Origin of the sequence: Mycobacterium sp., assembly GCF_049281135.1 — a bacterium.
Taxonomy (GTDB): domain Bacteria; phylum Actinomycetota; class Actinomycetes; order Mycobacteriales; family Mycobacteriaceae; genus Mycobacterium.
The window spans coordinates 1-3,231 of sequence record NZ_JBAPRN010000675.1 but is presented as its reverse complement, the minus strand read 5'-3'; the positions used below and the strand labels follow the sequence as shown (position 1 = coordinate 3,231).

The following is a 3,231-nucleotide window of genomic DNA, read 5'->3' as shown; positions in this document are numbered from 1 at the left end:
GAGTACACACCACGTGTGGACACCCAACGGGTCGGCAAGATCTCCCAACGGGCTGACGCCTACGGGATTGCGGGCGTCACCGTGGATGGCAATGATCCAGACGCCACCTATCTGGTCGCGCGAGACGCTGTCCAGCGCGCCCGCGCGGGCGGTGGGCCGACCCTCATCGAGGCGATGACCTACCGATTCATGGGCCACCTATTTGGCGACCAGATGCCCTACATCCCCAAAGAAGAGCTGGAGGCCAGGATGTCTGCAGATCCGGTGCCCCGCTACCGGGAACGGCTGATAGCCGACGCAGTGGCCACCGACAGCGAGCTTGACGCCCTCGACCAGCGTCTGGGCGACGAGCTGCTCCGCGCCGTTGACGGCGCCCTGGCCGCTCCATTGCCGCCCCCTGACGAGCTTTTCACCGACGTGTACGCCAAAGGGGTGTTGGTGTGAACGCCCCCCGGATCTCCATGGCAGAAGCGCTCAATCAGGCGCTCGACCATGAGCTTGGCCGCGACGAGTCGGTTTTTCTGCTGGGCGAGGACATCATCGATCCCGCCGGCGGCGTGATGAAAGTGACAGCCGGACTGTCCACCAAGTTCGGCCGGGCACGCGTGCGGGAAACGCCGATCTCCGAACAGGCAATCATCGGTGCCGCCACCGGCGCCGCCCTGCTGGGCATGCGCCCCGTCGCCGAGATCATGATCGCGGACTTCTATGCGGTGTGTTTGGACCAGTTGGTCAACCACGCCGCCAAGCTGCGGTACATGTCCGGTGGCCGCACACACGTACCGATCACCATTCGGGGAATGGCCACCGGCGGCATGATGTTCGGCGCCCAGCACTCACAGATGGTCGAAGCGTGGTTCGCACACGTGCCCGGTCTGAAGGTCGCGATTCCCAGTACACCCGCGGACGCGAAAGGATTGCTCACCGCCGCGATTCGAGACGACGACCCGACCATTGTGATCGAGCCCGCCGCGCTGTACTCGGTGAAAGGCCCCGTGCCCGCCGGAGAGCACCTGGTCGCGCTGGGAAGCGCGGACATCAAACGACCCGGGACCGACGTCACCATCATCACCTACGGCAAGCAAGTGCACGACAGTCTCGAAGCAGCCCGACAGCTCGACGGTGAGACCGACGTCGAAGTGCTCGACCTGCGCTCGATCGTGCCATGGGACGCGGCCGCGATGGTGGACTCGGTGCGGCGCACCCGCCGCGCGGTGGTGGTGCACCAGGCGGTTCAACGCTTCGGCGTAGGCGCTGAGATCGCCGCATGGCTGAGCCAAGAGCTCTGGGGCACCCTAGCCGCGCCGATCCTGCGCGTCGGCGCCGAATACACCCCGGTCCCGTATTCACCGCAGCTGGAGGCCGCGCATCTGCCCTCTGTCGCCCGCATCGTCGAGTCCGTGCGTGCCGTGTGCAAATCATGAATCGGCTGGCGTCCCGATGGATGAATTGAGTTGCCTTGACTGATGTTATCGTCCCACGCCTGGGTGTAACGGTGACTGAGGTCACCATAGTTGAGTGGCTGGTCGCCGACGGTGAAGCGGTGACACCCGGTCAGCCGATACTGACAGTCGCAACCGACAAGACTGAGGCTGAGATTGAGGCCACCTCTGCCGGAGTGCTCAAACATGGCGCACGTCCGGAGGAGAACTGCGAAGTGGGCGCCGTCATCGGCACCATCCAGTGAGATCGGGAAACGCGATCGATTGCTACGAACCAGGAGTGCTTACCCAATGACCACATCAGCGACGTCTGCGGGGCGTCTGGCCCGCTCGGACGGTCCCACTGTTCAGGATGTGCTCGCCGAGGAGGCTGCGCGCCAGGTCGTGCCGACCGTGTTGCAGACCGAGTCGCCTGGCTATTTCGGGGTGGCGGACCTGCCGAAGGAGCGCTACCTCAGCCAGGAGTACCACGACCGCGAGGTCGAGAAGATGTGGCGCAAGGTGTGGCAGATGGCGTGCCGCGAAGAGGACATCCCGAACGTCGGGGACACCATCGTCTACGACATCGCCGACGACTCAATCGTCGTCGTCCGGGTCACCCCGGAACAGATCAAGGCCTATCACAACAGCTGCCTGCACCGGGGCACCCAGCTGGTCCGCGGCCAGACCAGTGTCGCCAGCTTGACCTGCCAATTCCATGGCTGGTCCTGGAATCTGGACGGCACCATGAGGAATCTGCCGTGCCAGTGGGACTTCCCCCAGGTGGACAAGGGAAAGCTGACGCTACCCGAGGTCAAGGTCGACACCTGGGATGGCTGGGTGTTCGTCAACCTGGACCCGGAATCGGGCACGCTGGCGGAGTACCTGGGCGAGGTACTGCCCGCGCATTTCGAGCAGATGCCGCTGAAGAGCCGGTTCAAGGCCGCTCACGTGCAGGCCCGGGTGCCAGCGAACTGGAAGGCCACCATGGAGGCCTTCATCGAGAGCTACCACGTGTTCATGACGCACCCGCAGATCGTGTTGTTCACCGGTGATCACAACACCCAGTACGACGTCTTTGACGAGCACAGCAACCGGATGATCACGCTCATCGGGGTGCCCAGCCCCAGTCTCGGTGACAGCGTGGATGATCAGGAGGTCGTGGACAGTCTGGTCGTTGACTTCCTGCAAAGCAGCGAGCCCACCGAGATCGGTGCTACACGGACCGCCCGCGACGTGGCCGCGAACGCGCACCGTGTGGAGTTCAGCAAGCTCTACGGCGTGGACATGAGCAAGATGTCCAATTCCGAGGCTATCGACGCGATCGAGTACGCGCTCTTCCCGAACTTCATCCCGTGGGCCGGCGACGGGTTCCCGATCGTCTACCGGTTCCGACCCGACGACAACAACCCGCAGTCGTGCATCGTCGACGTGATGCTGATGGGGCTCTACCCGGACGGCGTCGACCCGCCGACCGCGAAGATCCACTGGCTGGACAACGCTCCCGGGTCGGACTCGCCGGACTGGACCGAGGCGCCCGAGCTCGGCGCGCTCGGCGCGATCCTGAACCAGGACATGGGCAACCTGTCGCGGGTGCAGCGCGGCCTGCGGGCCAGCCGCAAACCGGGTGTGACGTTTTCGGCGTACCAGGAGTGCCGGATCCGGCACTTCGCTTCGATCCTCGACCGCTACCTGGAGGCCTGACGATGACTGCCACCGACCAGTACGACGCCAGCTCGTACGACCCGCGTTCACCCGAGGTCAAGCAGAACATCGAGGAACACTTCGAGCACCTGCGCAAGGCCTGTCC

At 64.5% G+C, this 3,231-nt stretch carries 4 protein-coding genes; all 4 read left to right on the top strand.

Translation table 11 applies throughout. The features are described 5' to 3' along the window. The coding region (locus WAN02_RS27185) for a thiamine pyrophosphate-dependent enzyme (RefSeq protein WP_422268239.1) at positions 1-444 on the top strand (444 nt) is incomplete at its 5' end. Beyond that, complete coding sequence (locus WAN02_RS27180) at positions 441-1,424, top strand: alpha-ketoacid dehydrogenase subunit beta (RefSeq protein ID WP_422268237.1); 984 nt, start codon at positions 441-443, stop codon at positions 1,422-1,424. The genes WAN02_RS27185 and WAN02_RS27180, both read left to right, overlap by 4 nt. A 35-nt stretch (positions 1,425-1,459) precedes the next feature. Then, positions 1,460-1,687 (top strand): lipoyl domain-containing protein, encoded by a 228-nt coding sequence (locus WAN02_RS27175; RefSeq protein ID WP_325676041.1) that lies wholly within the window; start codon positions 1,460-1,462, stop codon positions 1,685-1,687. A 46-nt stretch (positions 1,688-1,733) separates the two neighbouring features. Further along, on the top strand, positions 1,734-3,125 hold the full coding sequence (locus WAN02_RS27170) for an aromatic ring-hydroxylating oxygenase subunit alpha (RefSeq protein WP_422268235.1): 1,392 nt from the start codon (positions 1,734-1,736) through the stop codon (positions 3,123-3,125). Positions 3,126-3,231 lie beyond the last annotated feature (106 nt).

What these genes read in the sequence shown, in the direction of transcription:
- WAN02_RS27170 (WP_422268235.1), top strand. Translation starts at nt 1,734, where the DNA reads ATGACCACATCAGCGACGTCTGCGGGGCGTCTGGCCCGCTCGGACGGT.